The sequence below is a fragment of the Pseudolysinimonas yzui genome, from assembly GCF_014653215.1.
Lineage (GTDB): Bacteria > Actinomycetota > Actinomycetes > Actinomycetales > Microbacteriaceae > Pseudolysinimonas_A > Pseudolysinimonas_A yzui.
On the sequence record NZ_BNAI01000020.1, the window covers coordinates 1 to 1082 of the forward strand.

At 64.7% G+C, this 1082-nt stretch carries 1 protein-coding gene; it reads right to left on the bottom strand.

Annotated elements, in window-relative coordinates; all coding sequences use genetic code 11:
- Window positions 1-14 precede the first annotated feature (14 nt).
- Window positions 15-992, bottom strand: a complete 978-nt coding sequence (locus tag IE173_RS15400) for an IS481 family transposase (protein ID WP_191284412.1) — start codon at window positions 990-992, stop codon at window positions 15-17.
- Window positions 993-1082 lie beyond the last annotated feature (90 nt).

Below are 1082 nucleotides of genomic sequence, written 5' to 3' on the forward strand. Positions count from 1 at the left end.
CTAGATGTATTCGGTCAGAGCGTTGGTGACACGCGGCTGATGGGGGGTTGGCCTCCGCAGGCGGTGTGGGCTCGAGCGTAGTTGTAGTGATCGAGCCAGGGGCCGAGGGCTGTGTTGCGGTCGGCGTTTGAGGTGAATGGGTGTCGGTAGGCCCAGTTCTCTTGGAGGGTTCGGTTGAACCGTTCCGCTTTGCCGTTCTGCCAAGGGGAGTGTGGTCGGGTCAGGATGTGTTTGGCGTCGAGGACGGCCAGGGCGGATCGGAAGTCTCGCGAGAGGCGGTAGTTCATGGCGTTGTCGGTCATCACTTCGCGGATCGAGACGCCGTGGCTGGCGAAGAATGCGGCCGCTTCGGTGAGGAACGCGGCGCAGGTCGGGCCCTTCTCGTCGGGAAGGATGCGGGCGAACGCGAGCCGTGAGTGGTCGTCGACCGCGACGTGGATGTAGTCGAACCCGAGCTTCTTCGACCGGATCCGGCCCTTGTTGTGATCGATAGTCGCGGGCCCATCGAGTCGCCATCCGCCTCCGTCGGGGATCCGGCCGAGCTTCTTGACGTCGATGTGGACCAGGTCCCCGGGGCGGTCGCGTTCGTAGCGAAGCTGGGTGCGTCGTGACGCGCGGATTCTGATTCCGGTCACCGGATCGAGCTCATGCAGCGCCGGCAACCCGGCTCGGGCAACGATTCGGGATGCCGTCGACGGACTCACCCCGACTCGTCGCGCCAACTCGTCGCGACCCAGCCGCTCGACCCGACGCAGTTCCAATAGTCGAGCAGAGACGTCCGATGGAGTCGATCGCGGGTGCGTTCGGGCTCGCGACGACCGATCCCGCAACCCGGCGACACCGAGCAGCCGAAACCGGGAGACCCAGCGGTGAGCACACTGCCGAGAGACCCCAAGCTCCTTGGCGACATGCGACACCGGCCGCCCCGACAGAACCCGCTGAACAAGAATCAGACGACCGGCCTCAGCCAGCCTCGCGTTACGGTGGACCACGAAAAGGCCTTCCTTCGAGTGACGTTAGACACCACTCAGAATGGAGGCCTTTTCCCTACCTCCGTGTCACCAACGGTGCGACCGGGTACA